This is a genomic window from Gordonia pseudamarae, from assembly GCF_025273675.1.
Taxonomy (GTDB): domain Bacteria; phylum Actinomycetota; class Actinomycetes; order Mycobacteriales; family Mycobacteriaceae; genus Gordonia; species Gordonia pseudamarae.
In genome coordinates this window covers 2150267-2172864 of sequence record NZ_CP045809.1, presented here as the reverse complement: position 1 = coordinate 2172864, position 22598 = coordinate 2150267, and the positions used below count along the sequence as shown (strand labels likewise).

The following is a 22598-nucleotide window of genomic DNA, read 5'->3' as shown; positions in this document are numbered from 1 at the left end:
GGCGGGCGTCAGGCGTGCGGCGGTTGTCAGGCGTGCGGCGGTTGTCAGGCGTCGAGACCGGATGCCTGCGCGTCGCCGCCGGTGATGGAGGCGATGACACCGGCCAGGTCCTCGGGTTTCACCAGGACCTCGCGGGCCTTGGAGCCTTCGCTGGGGCCCACGACGCCACGGGTCTCCATCAGGTCCATCAATCGTCCCGCCTTGGCGAATCCGACGCGAAGTTTGCGCTGCAGCATCGATGTCGAACCGAACTGGCTGGACACCACCAGTTCGATGGCCTGCAACAGATCGTCGAGGTCGTTGCCGATGTCGGCGTCGATGTCCTTCTTGTCTCCGGCCTTGGCGGTGGTGACGCCGTCGACGAACTCGGGCTGCGCCTGTTCGCGGCTGTAGTCGACGACCGCCGCGATCTCCTCGTCGGCGACGAAGGCGCCCTGCATGCGGATCGGGCGGCCCGCGCCCATCGGCAGGAACAGACCGTCGCCCATGCCGATCAGCTTCTCCGCACCCGGCTGATCAAGGATGACTCTCGAGTCGGTGAGCGAGGACGTGGCGAACGCCAGCCGCGACGGGACGTTCGTCTTGATCAGGCCGGTGACCACGTCGACGGACGGACGCTGGGTGGCCAGGACGAGATGGATACCCGCCGCACGTGCCTTCTGGGTGATCCGCACGATCGCGTCCTCGACGTCGCGGGGCGCGGTCATCATCAGGTCGGCGAGTTCGTCGACGATGGCCAGGATGTACGGGTACGGCCTGTACTCGCGCTCGGATCCCAGGGGTGCGGTGATCTCACCGGACCGCACCTTGCGGTTGAAGTCGTCGATATGCCGCACGCGCGAGGACTTCATGTCCTGATAGCGCTGTTCCATCTCCTCCACCAGCCAGGCCAGCGCGGCGGCTGCCTTCTTGGGTTCGGTGATGATCGGGGTGATCAGGTGCGGGATACCCTCGTACGGAGTGAGTTCCACCATCTTGGGGTCGATCAGGATCATCCGCACCTCGTCGGGTGTGGCGCGGGTGAGCAACGACACCAGCATCGAGTTGACGAAGCTCGACTTACCCGATCCGGTGGAGCCGGCGACCAGCAGATGCGGCATCTTGGCGAGGTTGGCGGACACGAAATCGCCTTCGATGTCCTTACCCAGGCCGATGACCAGGGGGTGCTTGTCCTTGAGCGTCGAGGGTGCCTCGAGGACGTCGGCCAGCCGCACCATTTCGCGGTCGGAGTTGGGCACCTCGATGCCGACGGCCGACTTGCCGGGGATCGGGGCCAGCAGCCGCACGTTGTCGGTGGCCACGGCGTAGGCGATGTTGCGCTGCAGCGCCGTGATCTTCTCAACCTTGACTCCGGGTCCGAGCTCGACCTCGTAGCGGGTGACGGTCGGGCCGCGGGTGTAGCCGGTGACCATCGCGTCGATCTTGAACTGTTCGAGGACGCCGGTGATGCGGTCGATCATGTCGTCGTTGGCGCGGCTGCCCGACACCGGCGGATCGCCTTCGATCAGCAGGGAGGTCGGCGGAATGGCGTAGTGGGTGCCGGACGCCGCGGCCGGGTCCGGACGCGGCGGTGCCGGCGTCGGCTCGGGTGCGGCCGGCGTCGCCCGTTCGGCGCGCGTGCGGCTCCTGGCGGTGGCGGCGGCCGGGGAATCGGCCGCCGCCGCGGCCGTCCCCGCCGTGTACGCCGGCGCGTCGGTGCCGCGGTCGATGGGCTCGGTGAGGTGGTCGGAGCCGACCGGATCGGTGGGCGTGTCGGCGAGATCGTCGACGACCGCGCGTGGGCCGCGGCGGGGCCGCAGTTCCTCGAATGCCGCGACCGCGCCGGAACCGCGCGGCTCGCCGATGATCTCGGTGCGTGCGGTATCACGCATCTCACCCGCCGTGGCGCCCTTGTGAATGCCTCCGCTGCCCGCGGTCGCCGATGGCTCGTCGCCGTCGGCGTGCCATGCCGGGCGACGCGACCGGCGCCGTGGTGCGCCGCTGTCGGGTGGGTAGTTCTCGTACGGGTCGGGTGAGTATCCGGGTGCGCCTACGTTGTCGACCTTGTCGGTGGCATCCCCGTCGAGTGCGCCGTGATCGGCCCCGGCCCCGTACGCATCCTCAGCCCCGTACGCGTTGTCCCCATACGCATTGTTGCCGTAGCCCGGGTTGCCGTAGCCTGGGTTGCCGTAGCCTGGGTTGCCGTAGTCGGGATTCTCGCGGTCGTCGGCCCGGTAGCGCGCCGCACGGTAGGACCCGCGTCGGCCGCTGCCGTCGGCACCCCGCCCACGGTCGTCGGTCTCGATACGATCGGTCTCGGCGAAAGCGATCTCGTCGTCGAACAGAGAATGCTCACCGGCACCGCGCAGGCGCAGGCCGAGATAGTCCCCGACCGCACCGACGACCTCGTGGATGGTCCGTTCGCTGATTATCAGTGCGCCGAAGGCCATGATCAGCACCAGGATCGGCACCGACACCCAGGCGGTGACCCCGTTGGTGAGCGGGGTGCCGACGACGAAGCCGGTGTAGCCGCCCGCCCCGGAACGCCCGGTGAAGTCTTCCGGCGCCCCGGCGATCAGGTGGACCAGACCGAGGGCGGGCAGTCCGAGCAACATCACTCCCCCGATGTGCCGTGGCTGCTTGCTCGGGTTCGCCGGGTGACGCATGAGGACGATCGCCAGCACCGCGAGCACCACGGGCACGGCGATCGCGGCGATACCGACGACTGCCCGTACCGCCGCGTTGATCAGGGCACCGACGGGCCCGGCGGCGCCGAACCAGACCCCGACCGCGACGAGGAACGCCACGATGAGGATCACCAGCGCGGCACCGTCGCGCTGGTGCGACGGCCCTCCGGCCGGTTGCCGGTCGTGGTCGTCGCCCGAATCGGAGCCCGAGTCGTCGGGGTTCTCGGGATCGGGTCCGGGCGGCGGGTCCTGACGCGCCGATCCGGCCCGCGCCAGGCCCCCGACACTGCGCGCCAGCAGTGCCCAGCCGCTGCCGACCCCCCGGCCGACCGCGGATACGACGGACGGGCGGTGCACATCGGTGGTCTGCTCGGTCAGCGGTGCGGGCGAGTCTGCGCGCCCGCGCGAGCTCCGCGCCGAGGTACGTCCCCTGGTGGATGCGCGGGGCGAGGCCGCCGCGCGGGCGGACTCGTCGGCGGCGGGCCGTTTCGGCGTGCTCTTGCGCCGGGTAGGTGTGCTGTCGGCGGCACCCGCACGCGACCGTGCGGGTGGTTCGTCCTTGGCCCGCGACGTCCGAGCAGCTGAGGACCGTCCCCCCGTCGACCGGGCGGCCGCCGCCCCCTTCCCCGGGGTGCGTGCCGAAGACGCGCGTGAGCCCGTGCTCGCTCTCGAAGCCATGGGGACAGAGTAGTCCGACTGGACCCCGTCAGTCACTTACGCAACATCTGTCCCGGTGCGCCGCGTGTCGCGGCACGCCCCACCCGATCGATTCCCATCACGAAGTGCTCAGCTCAGTTTCCGTCACGGAGCGATCGGCGCAGGATCTTGCCGGTGACCGTCTTGGGCAGTTCGTCGACGATCACCACCTGCCGCGGATACTTGTAGGCGGCCATCTGACTCTTGCAGAACTCGACCAGCTCGGCGGTCTCCACCGACACCCCGTCCCGCAGCGAGACATACGCCTTGACCGTCTCGCCCCGGTATTCGTCGGGCACCCCGATCACCGCGGCCTCACGCACCGCCGGATGGGTGTAGAGCACGTCCTCCACCTCACGCGGCCAGACCTTGTAGCCGGAGGCGTTGATCATGTCCTTCTTGCGGTCGACGATGTAGAACCAGCCGTCGGCGTCCATGAAGCCGACGTCACCGGTCTTGAGCGCCCCGCCGGGCAGGGACTCGGCGGTCTTGTCGGGTTTGTTCCAGTAACCGGGCACCACCTGTGGACCCGAGGTGACGAACTCCCCCACCTCACCGGCCGGCACATCGTTACCGTCCTCCCCCACCACGCGGACCACGGTGTTGAACACCGGGACTCCCACCGACAGGGCGCCCGATGCCTCGTCGACGGGTGCGCGCACGCCGAACGGCACACCGTGCGAGGGCGAGTTGGTCTCGGTCAGTCCATAGATGTTGTGGATGTAGGTGCCGAAGATCTTCTCCATGCGATCGCCGACCGCCGGGGAGATCGGGGCGCCGCCGGAGTACAGGATCCGCAGGCTCGCGAAATCCTCCGGGGTGGCACCGGTTGCGGTCGAGAGCGCGTTGTAGGCGGTGATCGCCGCGACCGTGAACACCGGCCGGTGCTCGCGGATCGCGTCGACGGCCACGTCGGGTGCGAAGCGGTGCATCAGGACCAGCGGCGTGTGGGCGATCATCGCGAACATGATGTGCCCGACGAGTCCGGTGATGTGGAACAGCGGCGCCACCCCGAGGATCGGTTCGCCCGTGGCCAGACCCGTCCAGTCCCGGTAGACCTGCGCGTTGAACGCGAGATTGCCGTGGGTGTTCATGGCGCCCTTGGGTTCACCCGTGGTACCGGAGGTGTAGGTGAGCGAGGCGGTGTCCTGCGGACCGAATGCGGGTGCCGGCGGCGCACTGCCGTCATGGGCCGCGATCAGTTCCACCAGGTCGACGGTTCCGGGAACGGCCTTCCTGGTGGCCCCGGCGAACAGTCGTTCGTCGTCGCGCGTCTGGAAGTCCAGTGGTGAGCATGTGATGACGGTCCGGACCGCGGTGTCGCCCGAGGCGATGACGGGTTCGGCCACCGAGAGGTAGAGGTCATCGAGGGTCAGCAGCACCACCGCTCCCGAGTCGGTGAGCATGTACCGGAGCTCACGCTGCTGGTTCATCGGGTTGATCAGCACCGCGATCCCACCGGCTTTCCAGGCCGCGACCAGACCGATCACGAAGGCGGGATTGTTCTGCACGTAGATCGCGAGCCGGTCGCCCGCCGAGAATCCGTCGGCGACCAGCGCCGACGCCAACGCATCGGCGGCCGCGTCGACCTGGCCGAAGGTGAGCACCCCGTCGAAGTACCACAGGAACGGATCGTCGGCACCGGCCGCCACCGAGGCGTCGAACACGTCGAGTGCGGTGGCGTATTCGACGGAGATGTCGGCCGGGGTGCCTTCCGGGAACAGTCGCAGCCACGGTCTCGCCGCGTAGATCGACCTCCCTGAGCCCGGGTTGTCGGCGCTCACTTGATCACCACCGGGTTGACGGGCGAACCGGAGGCGTTGCTGATCTTCAGAGGCGCTGCGACATAGAAGAATTCGTAGGATCCGTCCTCGGCGCAGTCGGCGGCCAGCTTCTCCAGGTCGCAGATCTCGGTGAACGCGATGCCGAGGTTGCGCATCAACGCGTTGTGCAGGACCAGCGCCACACCGTTATTGGGGTCGGTGGTGATCTCGTTGGCGATGGTGTCGGTTACGAGGTTGGGGATCTCCTTGTCCTGGAACCACTTCACGAGTTCTTCGGAGTACACGAGGCCGGGTTCGCAGAAGTCGTCGTAGAACGCCTCACCCTGCCGGAAGAACAGCTCGAGGTGATTGGTGCGGATGATCAGGATGTCGCGCGGCTTGATCTCGACGCCCTGAGCGGCGGCACATGCCTCAAGGTCGTTGTGGTCGTATGTTTCTCGCGGACCGAGGCAGTCGACTCCGCGGAACCGCGCCATGTCCAGGAGCACGCCCCGGCCGGCCACACCGCGCTGCGCGATGGGCTCGACGCTGGCCTTGTCCAGGCCACCGACGGTGGTCTGGGCGTCGTAACCGTTCCACAGCTTGCCGTCGTACCAGACATGACCGAGCGCGTCGTACTGGGTCGACCCCTGCAGGAAGGCGTTGATCTTGTCGTCGGCGTAGTGCAGTCCGCCGGGGAACGCCGGACCTTCGCCGCCCTCGGCCCAGTCCGATTCGTCGAAGATCATCTCGCGGGTGGCCGGGCTGCGGCCGGGCCACACCGGATCACCCTTCGGGTCGCCGATGAGCCGCTGCAGCGTGAAGAGCGCGCCCTTTTTGATCAGCGCGACGCCCGAGAGCACCTGTTCGGGCGTCAGGTAGTTCAGGCTGCCCACCTCGTCGTCCGGTCCCCACTTGCCCCAGTTCGTGGGTGAGTCGGCGAGCAGTTCGGTCAGGTCGGGAACGGTCATGTCGGCTCTCCAATGAGTTTCGGTGGATCAGGTGTCGGCGACTTCCGGGAAGCACCTCGATACTGAACAGAACCGATCGAACGTTCGGCCCGTTCAGTGGAGACCAGCATCACACTTCGCCGACGATTCGTCAAGCGCCTCATTGGAGTCGAAAGATATTGCCCTGGTGCCGATTACAAGGCGCGAGAAGTTCAGCCAGGCTGAAATCGCAGCATCGCCAGGGCGTAGCGCGAATAGTCGCGCGCCACCTCCGGTGCACCGACCGGACCGTCCGGGGAGAACCACTGCGGCAATGCCATGCACATCGTGGCCACCGCACGCACCGTCTCCCGGGGATCGGCGGTGCCGAACGTGCCGTCGGCGCACGCCGCGCACGCGGCCGCCTCGAGCCGGGACTGGATCGCCCGGCGCCGTTCAACCAGCTTGTGCCGCTCCGGCTCCTCCAGGCTGCGCATCTCCGTCGCGGTGATCAACGCCAGGTCGCGCCGGCTCGCGTGAAACAGGGTCAGCGCCTCCACCATCAGCCCGAACCTGGCGGCCGGGGTGTCGCCCGCCGAGTCCGCCGCCGCCACCCGCCACTCCAGATCATCGATGGCAATGTTCGCCAAGGTCACCAGCAGGCCCTGCTTGCTGCGGTGATAGTGGTAGATCCCGGCCACGCTGCTGTCGGCGGCCGTGGCCACCATCCGCATCGTCGCCCCGTGGTAGCCGAACTCGGTGAACACCTCGATCGCCGCACGCAAGGCGGGATCGAGGTGGAGTTCATCAAATCGCCGCCACAGCGGCAGGTCGCCGGCCGGGACCGCGGATGCGGCCCGCTCGGGCGGCGGGTCGAGCAGGTCGGCCGAGCGCACTCCCAGCACGGCCGCGATGGCGTCGAGGCGATCGGTCGTCAGTGCCACCTTGCCGGTCTCGACGGCACTCATGGTGCCCACGCTCACCCCGATGGCGTCGGCAAGGGCACGCAACGTCATGGGCGCGCGGGAACGCGCCGCGCGGATCGCCGGACCCGGATGTTCAGCCACACTGAACACGGTAGCGGAGTGCCGACCTCCTACACTGCATGGGGAAGGAGACCGATGCCCGACTACGCCTCCCGGCCGTGGCTCGCCCTCTACGGCGACCGGCCGGTATTCCAGCGCAGCACCTACGACACCGCACTGGAGATGTTCGACGCCACCGTGGCCGCACGCGGCGGCGACATCGCCCTGCGCTACTTCGACGGCACCGCCACCTGGACACAGCTCGACCATGCCGCGGACTCCCTGGCCGCATACTTGCAGGTCCGCGGATTCCGGCCCGGCGACCGGCTGGCGATCTGCACCCAGAACAACCCCGCCCTGATCATCGGGCTCGTCGCGGCGTGGAAGGCCGGTGGTTGCGCCGCACTGATCAGCCCGATGAGCACCGCCGAGGAGTTCGCACATCTCGTCGGATCGTATCGGCCGTCGGCCCTGCTGGCCCTCGGAGACATCTACCGGGACGTCGCCCGCCCCGCCCTCACCGACATCGCCGACACCTGGCCGGTGCCGATCGTGGTCACCGCATCCCCGTTCGACGGCCAGCGCACCGACGACCCCCGGGTGCTCGGCGACCCGGCCCGGCACCGCCCGGCCGACACCGTCGACCTCTATACGCTGACCGCGACCCACACCCGGCCCAGCATCCGCCGCGCCATCGGTCCCGGCGACATCGCGGTACTGCTCAGCACCTCGGGGACCACGGGCTTCCCCAAGGGCGCGGCCATCACCCACGCCAACCTGACGTTCAACACGCAGACCTACCGGAACTGGACCGGTCTGGGCGCGGACGAACCGATCCTCGCCCTCGCCCCGATCTTTCACGTCACCGGTCTGGTGGCCGCCGTCGCGTTGTCGATGCACCTGGGCTCACCGCTGGTTCTCACCCACCGGATCCAGCCGATGGTCGTGGCCGACGCCATCCGCGCGCACCGGCCCGCGTTCGCGGTCGCCGCGATCACCGCCTACATCGGACTCGCCGACGAATCGGATCTGACCGCCGACGATCTGCGCTGCCTGCGCCTGCGCTACTCGGGCGGCGCACCGATCGACCCGGACACCGCGGCCCGACTCGAAGACGTGCTCGGCGGCTACATCCACAACATCTACGGACAGACCGAATGCACCTCGCCCTCACATATCGTGCCGCCCGGACTGCGTGCCCCCGTCGATGCCGAGACCGGCGTACTGTCGGTGGGAATCCCCGTGTGCAACACCATGGTCCGTGTCGTCGACGACAACGGCGACGAGGTTCCGGCCGGTGAGATCGGCGAGCTGGTCACCTCCGGCCCGCAGGTGATCAGCCAGTACTGGGACAACCCGGCGGCCACCGCCGCGGCCCTGGCCGGGGGCGAACTACACACCGGCGACGTCGGATTCATGGACGCCCAGGGCTGGTTCTACGTGGTCGACCGGAGCACCGACGTCATCAACGCCTCGGGCTACAAGGTGTGGCCGCGGGAGGTGGAGCGGGTGCTCCTGTCGCATCCGCTGGTGCGCGATGCCGCGGTCGTGGCCATCCCCGACGACTACCGCGGACAGAACGTGAAGGCCTTCGTGGTGGTGGACGACGCCCAGGATGCGGCCGGGTCCGCGCCTCTCACCGAGGCCGGGCTGATCGAGTTCTGCCGGGCCCGGCTGGCGGCCTACAAATATCCGCGCGAGGTGGAGGTGGTGCGGGCACTGCCGCGCACGGCCACCGGGAAATTGCTGCGCCGGCAGCTGCGAGCCTAGGCACGTACACCGTCGTCGGCATCGTTGTGCACATGATGCCGACGGCGGTTCAGTCCGTGGGTGTGGGTTCAGTCGGGTGTGGGTTCAGTCGGGTGTGGGCTCAGTCGGGTGTGGGCTCAGACCGCGACGGTCAGTTGCCGCGGACCGCCAGAACGGTCGGCACGATCATCGGCCGGCGACGATACTTCTCCGACACCCAGCGGCCGACGGTTCGGCGGATGGTCTGCGCGATGCGGTGCGTGTCGGTGACGCCCTCGGCGTACAGCGTGTCCAGCGCCTTGCCGACCAGATCGGCGGCGTCCTTGAGGGCGGCCGGATCGTCGGAGAAACCACGGCCGGAGATCTCCGGCGGGCTGACCGCGCGTCCGGTCTCGGGATCGACGGCCACGGTGATCGCGATGAAACCGCCCTCACCGAGCACCAGACGCTCCGACAACGTCGACTCACCCACATCGCCCACCGACAGGCCGTCGACGTACACGTAGCCCACCGGCACGCGACCGGTGATGGTGGCCTGTCCGTCGACCAGGTCGACCACCACGCCGTCCTCGGCCAGTGCCACCCGCCCCGGTGCGACACCGGTGGCGATGGCCAGGTCGCCGTTGGCGCGCAGATGCCGCCACTCGCCGTGCACCGGCATCACGTTGCTCGGCCGCACCGCGTTGTACAGGTACAGCAGTTCACCGGCCGAGGCGTGCCCGGACACGTGCACCTTCGCCGACTGCTGGGTGATGACCGTGGCGCCGCGCTTGGCCAGACCGTTGACCACCGCGAACACCGAGTTCTCGTTGCCCGGGATGAGGGAGGATGCCAGCACCACCAGGTCGTCGGCGCGGATGTTGATCTGGCGGTGTTCCCCGCGTGCCATCCGCGACAGCGCCGACAGCGGCTCACCCTGCGACCCGGTGGAGATCAGCACCACCCGGTGGTCGGGCAGTGTGGCGGCGGTGTCGATATCGACAACCACCCCGTCGGGCACCGACAGGTAACCGAGGTCCTGGGCGATCTGCATGTTGCGGACCATCGACCGGCCGACGAACGTGACGCGCCGGTTGTGGGCGTGCGCCACGTCGATGATCTGCTGGATGCGGTGCACGTGGCTGGCGAACGAGGCCACGATGACCCGCTGTCTGGCCTTGCCGATGACCTGATCGAGCACGCCGCCGATCTGACGTTCGGGGGTGACGAAACCCGGCACCTCGGCGTTGGTGGAGTCCACCAGGAACAGGTCGACGCCCTCGTCGCCGAGACGGCTGAATCCGGCGAGGTCGGTGAGGCGGCCGTCGAGCGGCAGCTGGTCGAGCTTGATGTCGCCGGTGTGCAGTGTCAGACCGGCCTCGGTGCGAATCGCGACGGCGATAGCGTCGGGAATGGAGTGGTTGACCGCGAAGTACTCACAATCGAACGGCCCGTGCTGGGTCCGTTCGCCCTCGGTGACCCGCACCAGCGTGGGCCGCTGCCGATGCTCGCGGCACTTGGCCTCCAGCAACGCGAGTGTGAACGTGGAACCCACGACCGGGATGTCGCCGCGCAGGCGCAGCAGGAACGGCACGGCGCCGATGTGGTCCTCGTGGCCGTGGGTGAGGATCACCGCCTCGACGTCGTCGATGCGGTCCTCGATGTACCGGAAGTCGGGCAGGATCAGGTCGACGCCGGGTTGCGCGTCCTCGGGGAACAGCACACCGCAGTCGACGATGAGCAGCCGGCCGTCGTACTCGAAAACGGTCATATTGCGGCCGACCTCGCCGATACCGCCGAGCGCGACGACCCGCAGTCCGCCGCGCCGCAGCTTGGGCGGCGGACCCATCCGGTCGGGTGCGGTCTGGGTGGTCTGGGACTGGGTCTGGGCCTGCGGCTGCGCGCCGCTGCCCCGCTCATGTCTGCCGTGGCCGCCGGCACCGGATTCGGGCGGCTGCGGGTCCGCCTCCTGGCGGGCGGCCCGGGTGGTGTTCTCGGCGACCGAACCGGGACTCGGCGGTCCAGCCTGTCGTGAGGCGCTGCGCCTGCGCCGGGGTGGTGTCGTCATCAGCTCAGCAATCCTGCCGCTGCGAGGTCCTGGGCGAGTTCGTCGAGTTGCGCCGCGTCGGCGGGCACCTGCGGCAACCGTGGATCGCCCACGTCCAGACCCAACAGGCGCAACGAGGCCTTGACCATCGTGACACCACCCAGTCTGCTCATCGCCCCGACCAGCGGCGCGACCGAGTTGTTGATCTCACGCGCGGCCACCACATCGCCCTTCTCGAACGCGAGCCGCATCTCGCGGAGCCGGTCGGCGACGAGATGTCCGATGACACTGACAAATCCGGTGGCGCCCATCGACAGCCACGGCAGGTTCAGGCCGTCGTCGCCGGACAGATATTCCAAACCGGTGGAGGCGATGATCGCCGCCCCCGAGGCCAGATCACCCTTGGCGTCCTTGACGCCGACGATCCGCGGATGTTCGGCCAGTGCCCTGATGGTGGGTTCGGCGATCGGGACCACGGAGCGCGGCGGAATGTCGTAGAGCAACACCGGCAGATCGGTGGCGTCGGCCACCGCCCGGAAATGCGCCAGCAGACCCGCCTGCGGGGGTTTGGAGTAGTAGGGGGTGACCACGAGCAACCCGTGCGCACCCGCTTCGGCACCCGCGATCGCGAACTCGACACTCTCGGCGGTGTCGTAGGTTCCCACGCCGTGGGTGATGCGGCAGCGGTCGCCGACGGCGTCGAGCACCGCGCGCAACACCTCCAGTTTCTCGGCGGGCTGGGTGGTCGGCGACTCACCGGTGGTGCCGGACAGGACCAGCCCGTCACAGCCCTTGGCGACCAGGTGGTCGGCCAGTTCCGCCGCCTTGTCGAGATCGAGAGTTCCGTCGGCGCGGAAAGGTGTCACCATCGCCACCACATTCGTCCCGAAAGGGTGCGCGTTGGGCTGCTGCTCGGCTGCGTTCATGGTGGTCAAGGCTACCTTCTCTGGGATCGAACCCGCGCCGGGGCATACCGGAGCGGGCGGGGAATGTCACACAGGGGTCGGCGGGGTGCGGGCCGCTCGCCGCACCCGCACCGCCGGGTGGACGGGCGAGGCGTTCGAGCCGCCGGTGATCAGCCTTCGAGGACGCCGGCGATCAGCCTTCGAGGACATACGGCGAGGTGGCCACCTCGGTGCCGTCGGCGAGCGTGCCGATCTCGAAATCACCGAAGACCGTGGGCGCGATCCGCATCAGCCGGCGCAGGCATTCGACGGCCAGCTGCCGGATCTCCACGTCGGCGTGCTCGGTGGCCCGCATTCCGATGAAATGCCGCCAGGCGCGGTAGTTCCCGGTCACCACGATGCGGGTCTCGGTGGCGTTGGGCAGCACCGAACGGGCGGCCTGCCGGGCCTGCTTGCGGCGCAGGATCGCGTTGGGCACGTCCGCGAACTTCGCTTCCAGCGCGTCGAGCAGTTCGATGTAGGCCTCGCGGCTGGCATCGGTGGCACGGATGAACAGCTCTTCGAGCGCCTGGTCCCCCTTGATCGCGGGCGGTGCGACCACGTTGGAATCGTGTTCGGGCACGAACCGCTGCGACAGCTGCGAATACGAGAAGTGCCGGTGCCGGATCAGTTCGTGCGTGCACGAGCGGGAGATCCCGGTGATGTAGAAGGTCACCGAGGCGTGCTCGAGCAGCGACAGGTGGCCGACTTCGAGGATGTGTCGCAGGTAGCCGGCGTTGGTGGCGGTGCGTGGGTTGGGCTTGTCCCAGCTTTCATAGCAGGCGCGGCCGGCGAACTCGACCAGTGCCTCGCCGCCGTCGGCGTCGGTGCTCCACGGTATGTCCGGTGGCGCGGTGAACTCGGTCGCCGCCACCATCTGGACCTTCAACGGCACCAGTTCGGACACACCGCCTCCTTCGTCGATACCTGTGCACCCGTCTCGCCGCGCCCGTGGCGCAGTCGTTCGCGGGGCGAACGCCTCGATTGTCCCTTAACACCTCCGCCCGCCATCGTCAGGCCCGCCGATCAGGCCCGCACACCCCGTGCGAGGGTGTCGGAGGGGTGAATCGACGGCGAAATTTGTCCGATAACCGCGTTTCGTCGAACCGACTTTCCCAGGTGAAGGTGACCAGACGCACACGCTCAGGGCCGCCATGGCGCATGATGATCGACGTGCCCACTCAGCCCCCGATTTTCGGCGCATCCCGAGCCGACCGCGTTTCGGCGAGATCCCCAACATGCCCGAGCACACGGTGAGCACCGCGATCCCACCTGCGCTCACCGCGCTCAACGGGCACATCAAGTGGACCGACCTCGACGCGCACGGCTACGGGGTCTTCACGGTCACCGCGGCGGCGGCCCAGATGGACCGGTACTTCCTGCACGACAAGAACCAGCGTCGGACCGGACAGTATCATGCCAGGTCATTCCGGGTCCGCAACGGATCCACCCGTGTCACCCCGGTAACCGACCCCATTCGTAAGACCGTCCCGTTCGCTCGACCGAAAGGAAACCCCGCAATGACAACCCGTTCCCTCTCCCGCCCGATGCGGATCTTCACCGGTGTCGCCGCGGTGTCGGTCATCGCCCTGGCACCCGCGACCGCGGGACAGCCGGGTGTTGCCACGGCCGCTCCGGCGGACACCGGTTCGTCCACCACCGACGCACCCGCGGTGGCGACGCCGAGCGTCATCCGGCTCGCCGGCGCCGAGAACACCCGAACTTTCGCCGCGTACACCACGACCTCGGGCAAACACATCTCGCCGGCGGTGATCCGCAGCGACAACCTGTCGAAGCTGACCGCGGCCGATATCCGCACACTGCGGTCCCTGAAGCTGACCTCGATCGTCGACCTGCGCACCCAGATCGAGAGCACGGTGCAGCCGAGCCGGGCGATCCCGGGCGCCACCCGCAAGAACTACGACGTCCTCGGGCAGACACCGATCACCAACCTGATCGATCTGCCGTCGGCGTATCGGGCGTTCGTCACAGCACCGACGGCGCGGGCCGCGTTCCGCAAGACGCTACTCGACATCAAGAACACCACCTCGGCCGGCAACTCGGTGCTCTTCCATTGCAGTGCGGGCAAGGATCGCACCGGCTGGACGTCGGCACTGCTGCTGAGCATCCTCGGGGTGGACCGGGCGACCATCGAACGCGACTACCTGGCCAGCAACACCTACCGCCACGCCTCCCCGAGCGACCCGCTCAACGGGGTGCGCATCGAATGGCTGCGCACCTCGTTCGCCGCCGCCGACAGCAAGTACGGCAGCCTCGACGGCTACCTGCGCAAGGGACTCGGTCTGACCACCACGGACATGAACACGCTGCGCGCTAACCTGCTGCGCTGAGCAGTTCGTCGAGTTTCGCGTAGGTGTCGCGCCACCCCTCGACCGCGATGGAGGTGATGCCGAGGTCGGCGACGGGCCGGTCATTGCCGCCCTCGTCGAGCCGGTCACCGTAGAACAGGATGTCGGCGGTGGCCAGGCCCAGGATCTCCATCAGGCGTCGGGCGCCGTACGCTTTGTCGATGCCTTTGCGGGTGATGTCGACCGATGTCGATCCGCCGCTGCGGACCTCCAGGTCGGGCAACCGTTCGGCGGCGTAGGCGCGCAATGATTCCTTCTTGGCACCGTCGGGGTCCCATGCGGCCTTGGCGTCGACGGGGGCCGACTGACCGAGCGCGCTGTAGGTGATCTGCGATCCCCGATCCTCCAGGATCGGCCCCCATGGCCGGTCCTCCCACAGGCCCAGCGTCTTGGCTCCGGTCTCCAGGACCGCGAGGGTGCGCGACTTCTCCTCGTCGGACAGGTACTCGGCGTACACCGTTTCCCAACCGGAGTCGCCCAGGCGGACGTACTGGGTGCCGCAGGTGGGCATCAGGTGCAGGTTCGCGGCGTTGGGATCGTCGCCGATCCGGCTGAGCACCTGCGTGTCGAACTGGCCGAACTGACCGCCGGAGATGATGCACACCAGGCCGCGGTCGAGGAGCCTGCGCAACTGGGTCGCCATCTCGTCGGGCAGCGGACTCTTGGATGGTGCCAGCGTGTCGTCGAGGTCGAACATCACCAGTCGGTATGTGTTCCCGTCATGTTCCACAGCCATCGAGTTCGCACCTGTTCTTTCTCGGTCCGTTGTGCGTAGCGCGTGCATCGCTGTGCGAGCACACTACGTGGTGTCGCGGTCGCCGCGGTGTACCGCACCTGATCGAATGCGCCCGTTGTGCGCAAGATCGCACCCGGCGCAGGTGTCAGCGGACTGGGCGACTGGGAGGCCGCCGGCCAACGGCCCGCGACAATCGGGCCGCGAGGTCACCTGCCGGACCCACCCGCACCGCGTCCAGACCCAGCCAGTGCGCCATCGTCGTCAGATCGGCCGCGAGCCGTTCGGCGACCACCGCGCCGGGTCTGCCGGGTTCCAGGTGTGCGGCGGGCACCCGCAGCACACTCGCCGCGCGATCGGCTTTCAGGTCCACACGCGCGACGATGTCGTCGCCCAGCAGGTACGGGTGCACGTAGTAGCCGTGGACGCGCTTGTGCGCGGGGGTGTAGATCTCGATGCGGTAGTGGAAGTCGAAGAGCCGCAACGCCCGCGGCCGGAAGAACACCAGCGGGTCGAAGGGTGAGAGGATCGCCGACATGGTCACCGAGCGCGGTGTGCGCACACCGGCGGCCAGGTAGGCCGGCGCGTCCCAGCCGTCGACGCTCACCTGGGTGATCGTCCCCTCGTCGACGGCCTCGTCGAGTGCGCGCTGGGTGTCGGTGCGGGTCATCCGGTAGTAGTCGGCGATGTCGGTGACGGTGCCCACCCCCAGGGCCGCCGCCGCCCGCGCCACCAGCAGCCGTTGCGCGTCGTCCCTGGCGATGCGCTCGCCCGCCACGCCGGGTCCGACGACGCGTTCGCTGCGGTCGTAGAAGCGTGAGAAGTTCTCGTCCCGTACCGCCGACAGCCGTCCTGCGGCGAACAGCGCCTCGCAGACGTGTTTGACCTCGCCGCGCTCCCACCAGCTGCCGGTCTTGCCCCGGCCGCGCACGATCCCCAGAGCGGACTCGATAGTGCGTGGCATGCTCGGTCCGAGTTCGTCGATGACGGCCACCACGTCGTCGGCCAGTCGCGTGTTGCGAGCCATCACCTCGCGGGTGTACTTCCACCGCCCGCCGGCGAATTCGTCCATGCGCCAACCGAACAACGGCCAATCGTCCACCGGGATGAGCGCCGCCTCATGCGCCCAGTACTCGGCGAGAAATCGTCGTTTGCCGATCGGCTGCCACGCCGCCCGCGCGAGCAGTCGCCGGTCGTACGGTCCGAGCCGGGCGAACATCGGCAGATAGTGTGCGCGCACCACCACATTCACCGAATCCATCTGGATGAGCCGGGTACGTCCCAGAACCCGCTTCAGATGCGTCATCGTCGGCACCGAGACGGGTCGTTTGTCGACGAATCCCTGCGCGGCAAGCGCGATCCGGCGGGCCTGCGGCGCCGACAGCGAGTCCCCCGTCACCGGGTCCCCCACCCCGCCGGCCATTCGCACATACTTTCCATACCGCCCACGCTAGTCGGTCGGGCCTCCGGCTACCGGCGGTAGTCGACGAACCGGTACCTCGTCCCTGTCGAGGATGTGAGCCACTCACCACGATCGGCGACCTGCCAGGTGTCGTCGATCCCGGGAGCGAAGGCGTCCGGGTTCTCGACCTCAAGGTCGAGTTCGGTCACGCGGAGTTCGTCGGCCCCGCCGATCGAGGCCCGGTAGATCTGCTCCCCGCCCATCACCGACACCGTCGTCGCGTCATCACGCGCACCGGTCAACTCGTACGCCTCGTCGACGGACCCGACCACCTCGGCACCGTCCGCGTCCAGCGCGGGATTGCGGCTGATGACGATGTTGCGCCGCCCCGGCAGCGGCCGGAACGCCGCCGGCAACGACTCCCAGGTGCGCCGCCCCATGATCACCGGAGATGTGCCGGTGAGTTCGCGGAACCGCCGCATGTCCTCGGGCACCCGCCACGGGATGGTGTTGGCGCGGCCGATCGCCCCGTTGCGGTCCTGCGCCCAGACAAGCTGAATCACGGTCAGACGGCCACGGGCGCGGCGATGCCGGGATGGGATTGATAGCCGACGACCTCGATATCGTCGTACTCATAGGAGAACAGCGAATCACGTTTCCGCAGCAACAGTCTGGGGTACGGGTAGGGCTCCCGCGACAGCTGCCTGGTGACCTGCTCGACATGGTTGTCGTAGATGTGGCAGTCGCCCCCGGTCCAGATGAATTCGCCGACGTCCAGGCCCGCCTGCGCCGCCATCATGTGGGTCAGCAGCGCGTAGGAGGCGATGTTGAACGGGACGCCCAGAAACAGGTCCGCGCTGCGCTGGTACAGCTGGCACGACAACTTTCCGTCGGCCACGTAAAACTGGAAGAAGGCGTGGCACGGTGGCAACGCCATCTGGGGGATCTCCCCCACGTTCCACGCCGACACGATGTTGCGCCGCGAATCGGGGTCGGTTCGCAGCATGTCCAGCGCCACGGAAATCTGGTCGATGTGCTCTCCCGACGGTGTGGGCCACGCCCGCCACTGCGCGCCGTAGATCGGCCCCAGTTCACCGAAGTCGTCGGCCCACTCGTCCCAGATGGTCACCCCGTGCTCGTGCAGCCAGCCGATGTTCGAGTCGCCGCGCAGGAACCACAGCAACTCGTAGATGATCGACTTCAGGTGCACCTTCTTGGTGGTGATCAGTGGAAATCCGGCCGATAGGTCATACCGCAGCTGATGTCCGAAGACGCTGCGGGTACCGGTCCCGGTGCGGTCGGCCTTCGGTGTGCCGTGGGCCAGCACCAGCCGCAGCAGGTCCTCGTACGGCGTGGGAATGACGCCCGACGCGGCGCTCGTCGCGTAATTGCCCGTCACTTCGTCCCATCGATCCGTTCGCCCTGCACTCACCAGCGCAAGTTTACGCAGGCCCGCTGTAACGATTCGGCCATGGTCCCTGGCGGCCGCCCGGTCATCGCCGAACTGAAACCGTTGTCCCGGCTGGGTGGTCAGGAGTGGGGAGAACCGCCGACAGTCTTCGAGTTGGCCCGGCCGCGGTCCCCGGACGAGATCACGGCCCGCCAGAAGGTCGCTCGATGTCCGGCGATCCGCTCATCCGATGTTCCGGGGTCACTGCTCCATGAGCCCGGCGGCGATGGAAGCGCCCAGTTCCCAGCACCGTTCGAGGTCCGCCTTGTCCGGCTTGTTCGACGCGACGACGTTGTCGGCGGCCTTCGTCCAACCCAGGCCGGTCGTGATCGCCGCGACAGCGCGCTCGGCCCCCTCGGCTCCCTCGTTGGCGTGTAGGTACAGCCCGTATGGGCGGCCGCGCGTCGAATCGAGGATCTGATAGTACGAACAGTCGAAGGCGTGCTTGAGCGCGCCGGAGATGTAGCCGAGGTTGGCGGGGCTTCCGAGTACGTACCCGTCGGCGTCGAGGAAGTCGGTTGCGGCAACGGACAGGGCGGCACGACGAACGACGTCGACACCTTCGATCTCGGGGTCGGTCGCACCGCTGATGACCGCCTCGAACATCGCCTGACAGTGCGGCGAGGGGGTGTGGTGAACGATCAGCAGTCGTCGCCTGCCGTCAGCCATCGGAGGTGCCCGCCCCGGTACCGGCGAGAATCTGCCGTTGCTCGATCATGCTGCCTTCCCCTCCGCCGGTGAGCCGGTTGCCGGGAACTCACCGGCCCTGTACGTGGTGGTACTGCCCGACAGCCCGTTTCATCATCTCGCGGGCACGGGTGCGGTCGCCGGCGTAGTCGTAGGCGCGGGCGATGCGGTAGGTGTTGCGCCAGTCCTCGGGGTCGGCTTCCCATTCGGCCTTGACCTGCGCGAACAGCTCGTCGGCGGCGTCGCGTTCGAGACGTCCCGACGGGCGGATGGGCAGGTGCGAGATGTCGAGTTCGCGACCGTCGTCCTTGATGGCACGGGCGAGTTGCTGGTGTTCGATACCGGCGCGCAGCGTCGAATACACCAGCCATACGCCGATGATCGGCAGCAGGATCACCCCGACGCCCAGACCGATACCGGCGACCTCACCGGTGGCGATCAGCCCGAAACCACGCCACCCGAGCATCGCGAAGTACACGAACAACGCGACGACCAGGAACCCGATGATCCAGACGATCGGACGGGCGTCCCGCTCGCGCCGCTTACCGACATCGCCTGCGCCTCCGGGGTTCTCGGCGTTGCCGACGTTCTCGGTACTGCCCGTGCCTTCTGTGTTGCCGGTGCCTTCTGCGTTGCCGGTGCCTTCTGTGCTGCCGCTGCCTTCTGGGGCCATCGCCTTACAGGTCCATGAAGTGTTCGAGGCCGACGGTCAGCCCCGGATGCGCGGCGACGTTGCGCACACCGAGGAGCACACCCGGCGCGAACGACGACCGATCGAGCGAGTCGTGCCGGATGGTCAACGTCTCTCCCTGGGTGCCCAGCAGCACCTCCTGATGTGCGACGAGCCCGGCCAGACGCACCGAATGCACCCGCACCCCCGACACATCCGCACCGCGCGCACCCTCGAGTTCCTGCGTCGTCGCGTCCGGGCACGGGGCCAGACCGGCGTCGGCGCGGGCCGCTCCGATGAGTTCGGCGGTGCGGTAGGCGGTACCCGACGGCGCGTCGGCCTTGTGCGGATGGTGCAGCTCGATGACCTCGACCGACTCGTAGAATCGGGCCGCCTGCTGCGCGAACCGCATCGACAGCACGGCCCCGATCGCGAAGTTGGGGGCGATGAGCACCCCGACGCCAGGATTGTCGGCGAGCCAGCCACGTACGGTGTCCAGGCGTTCGGTGGAGAAGCCGGTGGTACCGACGACGGCGTGGATACCGTGGTTGATCAGGAACTCCAGGTTGCCCATGACCACGTCGGGATGGGTGAAGTCGACAACCACCGATGTCCGGGTGTCGGTGAATGCGGTGAGCGCATCGTCCTTGTCGACGCCGGTACTGTAGGTCAGGTCGTCGGATGCTTCGACGGCCGCCACGATCGCCTGCCCGACTTTGCCGTTGCTGCCGAGCACGCCGACGTTGATTCCGCTCACTGCCACTCCCTCACCTTTGCCACCGATCCGGTTACCGGCAACAAGTCTACGTTCGCCTACAACAGCTGCTGTCCGCGCCCGCGCCGACTATCGCTCGATCGCCTACCACTCGATTACCGACTGGTCGAGGTAGCGACCCTCGTCGAACCGTCGTTCGGTGAGCACGCCGTGCCCGTCGGCCCGCATCCACAGCACCGAACTGGTCCGGGTGCCGTAACCGGGGATGCGGATGAATGCGGGCGACAGGTCCCGTTCCCGGTCGAGGCCGACGCCGGTGTCGGGCAGCGATTCATCCGGTGCGGGCCGGTCGTCGGCGAGGATCGCGAACAGCGCCTCGTCAACGGTATCCGATTGAGGCGCAACAGTATTCAGCATACCGGCCACCGAATCAACGGTCCGGGTGACCTTGGGCCACGAATTGTCCAGTGCGCCATTGGAAAGCCCATGCACCCCGTCGGTGACCCGTTGCGCGGCGACCTCGGGTCTGTTTGCCGCCCACCACAATGAATCACCGTCGGAAACAAGGAGATTGACCGGTGCGTAGGCGTCGGCGGTGTCGGCGAGGCGTCGCGCCTCATCGGCCGGAGATATCCCGGAGGTTAGGAAGTCGACGGGCAACGCGCCCCGGGATCGCTTGTCCGGCTGGGGCACCGGCTCACCGTCACGCACATTGGTGACGGCGGCGAATCGTCCCGGAACCTCGGTACTGACCCCCATCCAGGTGCCGCCGGCCACCGCATCACGACCGGCGATGATCGGCGCATCGGCCCACCGGTGGATGGGTTCGCTCCCACGGAAGTAGAACTCGTCGCGGTTGGCGGCCACCACCAGCGGGTAGCCGTCGATCACGTTGACCGCGAACACAATCAAACACATTTGTCACCACGCCTTTCGAGTCGGCCCGGGGCCGACCCCTCTCATCACCGCCGGGTCAGTCGACGAGCGGTAGATTCTGCCCGAGATTGTCGAGCCTGCGCTGGGTGCCGGCGATCTCACGGACGGCCTGCGCCACCAGACTGCGTTCCAACGGCGACAATCGTTTCATCTCCAGCAGGTCCGTCACCTTGTCGCCTTGGTCGAATTGCGCCACCTGATAGTTCAGCCGCACCCGTTGCAGCACCTCGAACACCTCGATCAGCGTGGACGCCTGATCACCCGGCAATACGACACTGCCCGCGGCCGCCCGCAGACGCGACCGGGTATCGCGCTCGTCGGAGCCGACGAACAGCGCCACCCAGCGCGCGATGTCGGTGAGCGGCGCCAGAGCGTACTCCTTGATATCGAAAGTGCCGCCCTTCCCGGAGAGCACATCTCGCATCGTGCGCAGGCGCGCTTTGGTGGTCAACGCCTCGGCCAGCAGCAAGCCCATGGTGCTGCGGCGCGTGCGCAGCCCGTCGAGCACCATCTCCATCCCCGTGCCGCCGGACCCCCAGATGGGCCGGGAATCGAGCAGTAGCGAGGTGTACACAATGGCCTCGTCCCGCAGTGGTGAGTCCATCCACGTCTGTGCGGCCTCGTGCCACTCGCCGCGCCGACGCGAGAACCAGGGTTTGGAGGCGACGACGCCATTGCGGTCGATGGCCAGTCCACCGCCTCCGGCGATGCCGATCACTTCGGCGCACGCCTGCCGGAACCGGGCGATGTCGGCGTCGGAGACATCGTCGGCGAAAGCGACCGCCGAGTCGACATCGGAGCTGAGTACGGCATCGCGGCGGGCGTTGCTGCCCAACGACAACCACCGGATCGCGGACCGATCGAGGCCGTCCCTGTCGCTCACCAGATCCAATGCCCGCCGCACCACCGCATCGCTGAGCAGCGAGGCGATCGCGCTGACCTCGTGCGCGGCCTGGCCCCGGCGGACCAGGTCGGCCACGAAGAACGGGATTCGCTGGGCGTGGTGCTGCAACGCCGACGCTGTTGTGGCGACATCGATTTGCCGGCGGAGGGTCAGGCTCGGACCGGCCGGTGCCGACAGCAGGTCGGCTGCGGTCACCGCGCCGAGCAGAGTGCCCGCACCGTCGACCACCGGCACACACGTCAGGTCGTTTTCGAGGACGAGCGCGAGGACGGCCGCCACCGGAGTCTCGGCGGGCACCGCCGGTACCCGAGGTCCGACGACCTCGCCGACCGGGGTCCGCGGATCAACACCGGTCACCACCACGTCGACCCTGATCCCGACGTCCGTCAGCACCCCGAACTCCTCGCCCAGGGCGACGACCAGAGCCGCGAAACCGCGTTCGGTCATCACCGTCGCGGCATCACGGACCGACATCGACGCGGGCACCATCAGCGGCTCACCGGAGATGAGCGCGCCGATCGCGCCGGTCGGTGTCTCGCCGACCCGGTGCGGCACCGTCAGTTTGCTGCCGGTCATGCCGGTCTCCCACCCGCGCGAACGTGGGTCCGGGGTCGGCGTCTGCGGAGTCACCTGGGGCACCCCGTGATTCTACGGCCGCTACTTACCCCGATCGCGCCTGTGGATAACTATCGGCGACAGCGACCGGAAGCCGTTAGGCTGAACGGACACGAACAATCGACGGGGGGCGACTGACTGGACTCGAAGACCGGGTGACCGGACTCGAGACAGAGGTCCGTACCGGGTTCGCCAAGTTGACGGTCGGGATGCAGCAGAGCACCACGCTGCTCACCACCGCCCTCGGCAACGGTTCACTCGGTCCCGGTAACGATCGGCCGGGCAATTCCTGAGCAGATACGCGAACATCGACAACGAG

Annotated in this window: 19 protein-coding genes; 3 read left to right on the top strand and 16 right to left on the bottom strand. The window is 68.1% G+C overall.

Annotated elements, in window-relative coordinates; genetic code table 11:
• Positions 1-44: 44 nt before the first annotated feature.
• The 4 genes from GII31_RS09580 to GII31_RS09565 form a co-directional block, all read right to left on the bottom strand.
• Positions 45-3344, bottom strand: a complete 3300-nt coding sequence (locus GII31_RS09580; protein ID WP_246222187.1) for an FtsK/SpoIIIE family DNA translocase — start codon at positions 3342-3344, stop codon at positions 45-47.
• A 113-nt stretch (positions 3345-3457) separates the two neighbouring features.
• On the bottom strand, positions 3458-5146 hold the full coding sequence (locus GII31_RS09575; RefSeq protein WP_246222186.1) for a class I adenylate-forming enzyme family protein: 1689 nt from the start codon (positions 5144-5146) through the stop codon (positions 3458-3460).
• Positions 5143-6096 carry a cyclase family protein gene (locus GII31_RS09570; RefSeq protein WP_213249006.1) on the bottom strand — a complete coding sequence of 318 codons (954 nt, stop codon included), beginning with the start codon at positions 6094-6096 and terminating at the stop codon, positions 5143-5145. Before GII31_RS09570 ends, GII31_RS09575 begins: the two co-directional genes overlap by 4 nt.
• Before the next feature lie 191 nt (positions 6097-6287).
• Positions 6288-7121, bottom strand: coding sequence for a TetR family transcriptional regulator (locus tag GII31_RS09565; protein ID WP_213249004.1), 834 nt, complete (start codon positions 7119-7121; stop codon positions 6288-6290).
• A 54-nt stretch (positions 7122-7175) separates the two neighbouring features.
• Between GII31_RS09565 and GII31_RS09560 the strand changes: the two genes are divergently transcribed.
• Entirely contained in the window at positions 7176-8849 is a 1674-nt protein-coding gene (locus GII31_RS09560; RefSeq protein WP_213249002.1) for a class I adenylate-forming enzyme family protein, read from the top strand.
• 130 nt (positions 8850-8979) lie between these two features.
• Here GII31_RS09560 and GII31_RS09555 read toward each other — a convergent pair whose 3' ends face one another.
• The 3 genes from GII31_RS09555 to thyX all read right to left on the bottom strand — a co-directional run bounded on the left by GII31_RS09555 (position 8980) and on the right by thyX (position 12705).
• On the bottom strand, positions 8980-10875 hold the full coding sequence (locus tag GII31_RS09555) for a ribonuclease J (protein WP_287383545.1): 1896 nt from the start codon (positions 10873-10875) through the stop codon (positions 8980-8982).
• On the bottom strand, positions 10875-11780 hold the full coding sequence (gene dapA, locus GII31_RS09550; RefSeq protein ID WP_213249000.1) for a 4-hydroxy-tetrahydrodipicolinate synthase: 906 nt from the start codon (positions 11778-11780) through the stop codon (positions 10875-10877). The genes GII31_RS09555 and dapA overlap by 1 nt, the downstream gene beginning before the upstream one ends.
• 172 nt (positions 11781-11952) lie before the next feature.
• Positions 11953-12705: an FAD-dependent thymidylate synthase gene (gene thyX, locus GII31_RS09545; protein WP_213248998.1), complete on the bottom strand. Its 753-nt coding sequence runs from the start codon at positions 12703-12705 to the stop codon at positions 11953-11955.
• 346 nt (positions 12706-13051) lie between these two features.
• On the opposite strand from thyX, the gene GII31_RS09540 reads away from it, so the two are divergent.
• On the top strand, positions 13052-14149 hold the full coding sequence (locus tag GII31_RS09540; RefSeq protein ID WP_322974145.1) for a tyrosine-protein phosphatase: 1098 nt from the start codon (positions 13052-13054) through the stop codon (positions 14147-14149).
• Here GII31_RS09540 and GII31_RS09535 read toward each other — a convergent pair.
• The 9 genes from GII31_RS09535 to GII31_RS09495 all read right to left on the bottom strand — a co-directional run bounded on the left by GII31_RS09535 (position 14133) and on the right by GII31_RS09495 (position 22240).
• A complete protein-coding gene (locus tag GII31_RS09535; protein WP_213248996.1) occupies positions 14133-14903 on the bottom strand; it encodes an HAD-IIB family hydrolase in 771 nt (256 codons plus the stop codon). The genes GII31_RS09540 and GII31_RS09535 overlap by 17 nt on opposite strands.
• A 145-nt stretch (positions 14904-15048) precedes the next feature.
• Complete coding sequence (locus GII31_RS09530) at positions 15049-16323, bottom strand: winged helix-turn-helix domain-containing protein (RefSeq protein ID WP_407649937.1); 1275 nt, start codon at positions 16321-16323, stop codon at positions 15049-15051.
• A 47-nt stretch (positions 16324-16370) separates the two neighbouring features.
• Positions 16371-16865: a dihydrofolate reductase gene (locus GII31_RS09525; RefSeq protein WP_213248994.1), complete on the bottom strand. Its 495-nt coding sequence runs from the start codon at positions 16863-16865 to the stop codon at positions 16371-16373.
• Between the two features lie 2 nt (positions 16866-16867).
• The gene (locus GII31_RS09520) at positions 16868-17701 is read right to left on the bottom strand and encodes a thymidylate synthase (RefSeq protein WP_213250101.1); all 834 of its coding nucleotides are present in this window, start codon (positions 17699-17701) and stop codon (positions 16868-16870) included.
• 252 nt (positions 17702-17953) lie between these two features.
• A complete protein-coding gene (locus tag GII31_RS09515) occupies positions 17954-18421 on the bottom strand; it encodes a flavodoxin family protein (RefSeq protein ID WP_213248992.1) in 468 nt (155 codons plus the stop codon).
• Positions 18422-18509: 88 nt separating this feature from the next.
• Entirely contained in the window at positions 18510-19112 is a 603-nt protein-coding gene (locus tag GII31_RS09510; RefSeq protein WP_246222185.1) for a hypothetical protein, read from the bottom strand.
• Positions 19113-19116: 4 nt separating this feature from the next.
• Positions 19117-19866 carry a 4-hydroxy-tetrahydrodipicolinate reductase gene (dapB, locus tag GII31_RS09505; protein ID WP_213250098.1) on the bottom strand — a complete coding sequence of 250 codons (750 nt, stop codon included), beginning with the start codon at positions 19864-19866 and terminating at the stop codon, positions 19117-19119.
• Positions 19867-19968: 102 nt separating this feature from the next.
• On the bottom strand, positions 19969-20742 hold the full coding sequence (locus GII31_RS09500) for an NRDE family protein (RefSeq protein ID WP_213248989.1): 774 nt from the start codon (positions 20740-20742) through the stop codon (positions 19969-19971).
• Between the two features lie 55 nt (positions 20743-20797).
• Entirely contained in the window at positions 20798-22240 is a 1443-nt protein-coding gene (locus GII31_RS09495; RefSeq protein WP_213248987.1) for a putative nucleotidyltransferase substrate binding domain-containing protein, read from the bottom strand.
• Positions 22241-22434: 194 nt separating this feature from the next.
• On the opposite strand from GII31_RS09495, the gene GII31_RS09490 reads away from it, so the two are divergent.
• Positions 22435-22572, top strand: coding sequence for a hypothetical protein (locus GII31_RS09490; protein WP_213248985.1), 138 nt, complete (start codon positions 22435-22437; stop codon positions 22570-22572).
• Positions 22573-22598 lie beyond the last annotated feature (26 nt).